General features: G+C 43.2%; 5 protein-coding genes. All 5 read left to right on the top strand.

Annotation, left to right across the window (positions count from 1 at the left end; translation table 11 throughout):
- Positions 1 to 209: 209 nt before the first annotated feature.
- From B4033_RS00740 to B4033_RS00720, 5 genes are read left to right on the top strand one after another with little or no spacing between them, the layout of a single operon-like run.
- Entirely contained in the window at positions 210 to 1,028 is an 819-nt protein-coding gene (locus B4033_RS00740) for an ABC transporter ATP-binding protein (protein WP_048881808.1), read from the top strand.
- Positions 1,025 to 1,804 (top strand): lipid asymmetry maintenance ABC transporter permease subunit MlaE, encoded by a 780-nt coding sequence (gene mlaE, locus B4033_RS00735; protein ID WP_004896168.1) that lies wholly within the window; start codon positions 1,025 to 1,027, stop codon positions 1,802 to 1,804. The genes B4033_RS00740 and mlaE overlap by 4 nt, the downstream gene beginning before the upstream one ends.
- Positions 1,804 to 2,481 carry an outer membrane lipid asymmetry maintenance protein MlaD gene (locus B4033_RS00730; protein ID WP_048881809.1) on the top strand — a complete coding sequence of 226 codons (678 nt, stop codon included), beginning with the start codon at positions 1,804 to 1,806 and terminating at the stop codon, positions 2,479 to 2,481. Before mlaE ends, B4033_RS00730 begins: the two co-directional genes overlap by 1 nt.
- Positions 2,482 to 2,498: 17 nt before the next feature.
- The gene (locus B4033_RS00725) at positions 2,499 to 3,134 is read left to right on the top strand and encodes an MlaC/ttg2D family ABC transporter substrate-binding protein (protein WP_103799832.1); all 636 of its coding nucleotides are present in this window, start codon (positions 2,499 to 2,501) and stop codon (positions 3,132 to 3,134) included.
- Between the two features lie 12 nt (positions 3,135 to 3,146).
- Complete coding sequence (locus B4033_RS00720; protein ID WP_005223368.1) at positions 3,147 to 3,437, top strand: STAS domain-containing protein; 291 nt, start codon at positions 3,147 to 3,149, stop codon at positions 3,435 to 3,437.
- Positions 3,438 to 3,747: the final 310 nt, after the last annotated feature.

The raw sequence follows: 3,747 nt of genomic DNA, 5'->3' as shown, positions 1-3,747 counted from the left end.
CGCTCTTCCGATCTTCTATAATTTTTATAATTGAATGATTATTGAACATATAAGCAGACGATAAAATTATAAAAATAGATCATGCTTTCTCATTTTTTTCATTCAGATATTGCCTTTTTGCCATTGTAACATTCCGATCAAAAGGTAACATTTAGAGAGTTAATCCTTTATAGTACGCATGCTGAAAAAATGCAGGAAAACGCTTAGCTATGAAAAATCAAACAGCGTTTGAGACTCAATCACTCATAGAAGTGAAAGGTTTGAGCTTCAAGCGAGGCGAACGTGTGATTTATGAGAATGTCAGCCTGAACATTCGACGTGGTCAGATCACTGCCATTATGGGACCTTCTGGTACCGGTAAAACTACATTATTACGTCTTATTGGCGGACAGCTAACGCCAGATCAGGGACAGGTGTTGCTGGATGGCAAGGATATCGCACGCATGTCACGTCACGAGCTATTTGCTGCACGTGCACGTATGGGCATGTTATTCCAGAGCGGTGCTTTGTTCACAGATATGAGTGTTTATGAAAATGTCGCTTTCCCGATTCGTGCACATACCAAATTGCCTGAGCACTTGATCGCAGAAATCGTGGCACTCAAGCTGGAATCTGTCGGTCTGCGCGGTGCAGAGCAGATGATGCCCTCTGAATTATCTGGTGGTATGAACCGTCGTGTGGCTCTAGCACGTGCGATTGCACTTGACCCAGAGCTGATCATGTATGACGAACCATTCGCCGGGCAAGACCCGATCGTGATGGGTGTATTAACACGTCTGATTCGTTCCCTGCGTGAAGCATTAGACCTGACTACAATTATCGTTTCGCATGATGTAGCAGAAACTCTATCCATTGCGGACTACATTTACGTAGTGGCAGAAGGGAAGATCCAGGGCGAAGGTACACCTGAAGAATTAAAAGCACATCCTTCTGCATTTGTTCAGCAGTTCCTGACGGGTTCAGTTGAGGGACCTGTGGATTATCAGTTTAGTCATGCGGCTTATTTAAGTGATGAGGTGCGTTCATGAATGCAATTGCCTTATTGGGTAGACGTGTCATAGAACGTGTGCGCGGGATTGGGGTTGCGACTTTAATGCTGCTTCAAATTCTCTTCTCTGTACCGACCTGGCTTGGCTTTAAGCTATTTGTCTACCAGATGTACCGTGTTGGGGTGCTCTCTTTACTGATCATCGTAGTTTCAGGTCTGTTTATTGGTGCTGTCCTCGGTTTGCAGATGTATACCATTCTGGCGACCTTTGGCAGTGAAGCCATGTTAGGTACCGCAGTAGCTCTAACCTTATTACGCGAACTGGCACCGGTTGTGGCCGCTTTACTGTTTGCCGGTCGTGCCGGTTCTGCATTGACAGCCGAAATCGGTCTGATGAAAGCCACTGAACAGTTATCCAGTATGGAGATGATTGGGGTTGATCCGCTGAAAAGGGTCATTTCACCACGTCTTTGGGCGGGGATTTTCAGTCTGCCAATGCTGTCCGTAATTTTTGCTGCCGTGGGGATTATGGGCGGTAAAATGGTCGGTGTAGATTTCCTTGGCGCAGATGAAGGCGCGTACTGGAGCGGTATGGAAAGTACCGTGCAGTTCTACAAGGATATCTTTAACGGTACCATCATTAAAAGTTTTGTATTTGCATTGATTTGTACATGGATTGCGGTCTATCAGGGTTATGCCTGTGAACCGACATCTGAAGGGATTGCAACGTCCACAACACGTACTGTGGTGTATTCATCGTTGTGTGTTTTAGGTTTTGATTTCGTGTTGACTGCGGTCATGTTCGGAGGTGTTTAATGAAATCACGTACCAGTGAGCTGGCCGTTGGTGTTTTTGTCATTCTGTTTGGAATTGCAATTTTCTTCCTGGCAATGCGTGTCAGTGGTTTGGTCGGAACCAATATTGCCGATAGCTATAAAATGACAGCAACTTTCGAAAATGTAAATGGCATTAAGCCACGTGCCAAAGTGGCTTTAAGCGGTGTGAAAGTTGGTCAGGTCGATACGATTACACTTGATCCAGTCACCCGATTAGCCACTGTACATATGACGCTAGATGGTTCACTGACATCATTTAATGCTGAACAGTTAAAGAAAGTACAGCAAGAAGCCTTAGATGAGTTACGTTACAGCACTGACTATGAAGCTGCGGCACCTGCGCAACAAAAAGCAATGGAAAAGCAACTCTTAGACAACATGACATCCATTACCAATATTGATGAAGATGCTTACATTATGGTAGCAACCAATGGTTTGTTGGGTGAAAAGTATTTGAAAATTATTCCAGGCGGCGGTCTGAATTATTTGAAACGTGGTGATCATATTGCCAATACCCAGGGCACGATGGAAATTGAAGATTTAATTACCAAATTCGTGACAGGTGGAGCAGGCAGTAAGTCATCAGAAACTCAGGAGGCATCTGGTGATGCAGTAACTTCTGAAGCTACAGATGCAGAACCTGCATTTGTTGAATAATGATTGAGGAAATTTGAGTGAATATTTTAGTAAAGCAAACCCTTGCAGCAAGCATTCTATCTACTATGGCGATGGGAAGCGTTTTTGCTGCACCGGCTGAAGCACCACCTGCATTTATCAAGAAAGTTGCAGACAATCTGGTGGCTCGTCTCAAAGCAGACCATAGCAAGTTGCAGAGCAATCCGGCACTGGTGAAAACTATTATTCGTCAGAATCTTGATCCATATATCGATTCACAAGCATTTACCCGCATTGTGATGGGAACGTATGCAACTAATCAGTATAGCTCTGCTGCACAGCGTGCTCAGTTTGAACGTAATTTCCGTGAAACGCTGACTGAAAATTATGGTTCAGCATTTGCCAAATATACCAACCAGTCTTATACCATGCGTCCGTACAAAGACACGGGTAGCAAAAATCCAGTTGTAACCATTGATTTCCATAATAATGGCGAGAAAATTCCGGTTTCTTTCCAGTTGGCCGATAAAGGTTCACAATGGAAAATCCGTAATATCAACGTGTCTGGTATTGATCTAGGTTTACAGTTCCGTAACCAGTTTGCAGCGACTGTAAAACGTAATGGCGGTAACTTGGATAAAGCAATTGCAAACTTCAAGCCAGATGCAGAAGCAGCGGTTGAAAAGAAAAAATAAGATAGGTGAGCTGTGATCAGATTCAGTAATCAGGAACTGCATGTTATAGGCAAAATCGACTATAACAATGCGCAGCAATACTATGAACAGGGGCTGCGTGAAATTCAGTCACAGACAGTTTTTCCTATTGTGGTAAATCTGGCTGAGCTTGAAAGTGGCAGTACTCTGGCTTTGGCGATATTGGTCAGATGGTTACGTCAGACGCCACAAGCCAAAGGATTGCAGTTTAAAGCTGTTCCTGCAAAAGTGATGAAGATCATACAGTCCTGTCACCTGGAGAATGATTTACAGATCATTCAGTAAAAAGAAAAAGCACCGAAAGGTGCTTTTTTATTGTGATTAGATTTTAAAAAAATAATGAAAATCAAATAGATCTAAGTATAGATTGCAAGTCCTCTCTCCCAGGGAGAGTTAAAGAGAGGGTGAAAATCCTCACCTAACTCCTCCTTTGCAAAAGGAGGGGGAATTTTCTTCACTTTTTTAGAGAGAAGTTGACGAGGGATTAAATAGATATAAATTAAATACAGAGATTTCTTGCGCTTTGCTTTGAAGCAGCGCCCAAAGCTTGCTCAAATCCATTTCTTCCATCTAAAGTAAATCAATGGTCCAATGA

This window comes from Acinetobacter sp. UBA3132, assembly GCF_002364825.1.
GTDB lineage: Bacteria > Pseudomonadota > Gammaproteobacteria > Pseudomonadales > Moraxellaceae > Acinetobacter > Acinetobacter schindleri.
The sequence above is the reverse complement of the archived record's forward strand: the minus strand, read 5'-3'. Positions and strand labels throughout refer to the sequence as shown.